Origin of the sequence: Pseudomonas sp. 51_B, assembly GCF_017491595.1 — a bacterium.
GTDB classification, from domain to species: domain Bacteria; phylum Pseudomonadota; class Gammaproteobacteria; order Pseudomonadales; family Pseudomonadaceae; genus Aquipseudomonas; species Aquipseudomonas promysalinigenes.
Window position 1 is genome coordinate 1 of record NZ_JAFGYW010000570.1, and the last position, 244, is coordinate 244.

1 protein-coding gene is annotated in these 244 nt (G+C 63.9%); it reads left to right on the plus strand.

Annotated features, from left to right (window positions below):
• On the plus strand, nt 1-244 hold a 244-nt coding region (locus tag J5M56_RS26220), incomplete at both ends, for an amino acid permease (protein WP_207938216.1).

Sequence of the window (244 nt, forward strand, 5' to 3'; positions counted from 1 at the left end):
TGCAGAACCCGTCGCTGGCCTCGGTGCTGGAGCATATCGTCGGCCCTTGGGGGGGCTTGCTGATCAGTATTGGGCTGGCGGTGTCGCTGCTTGGGGCCTTGCTGTCCTGGGCATTGTTGTGCGCCGAGATCATGTTCGCTGCGGCCAAGGACCACACGATGCCGGAGTTCCTGCGCCGGGAAAACGCCAACCAGGTGCCGGCGAACGCGCTGTGGCTGACCAACGCGATGGTGCAGATCTTCCT